Source organism: Vibrio sp. 10N.222.49.C9 (assembly GCF_041474985.1).
Classification (GTDB): domain Bacteria; phylum Pseudomonadota; class Gammaproteobacteria; order Enterobacterales; family Vibrionaceae; genus Vibrio; species Vibrio crassostreae_C.
The window spans coordinates 1-267 of sequence record NZ_JBFRVD010000757.1 but is presented as its reverse complement, the minus strand read 5'-3'; the positions used below and the strand labels follow the sequence as shown (position 1 = coordinate 267).

General features: G+C 37.5%; 1 pseudogene. It reads right to left on the bottom strand.

Annotation, left to right across the window (positions count from 1 at the left end):
* A pseudogene (locus tag AB4585_RS25440) lies at window positions 1–267 on the bottom strand (hypothetical protein); the annotation flags it as partial.

The following is a 267-nucleotide window of genomic DNA, read 5'->3' as shown; positions in this document are numbered from 1 at the left end:
GTTGCAGAGAAAAGCCCAAGTCCAGTCACATAAGTATTGTCTGTAGACGCTCCAGCGGTAACAAAAAGCTCATTATATATACGATCTGCCACAAAAAATGAGTAACCAACACCCAGCTCTAAATACTCGTCAGTATCCACTGATCCAAATACTCTCCACGTTTCATTGATATTATATGAGCCATTTAATGTGAATACGTAGTCCGTTGAGTAATCACCTAAAAAGTCAGAGTTACTAACAGAAATATCAAAAGTCTCTGTGATAAAT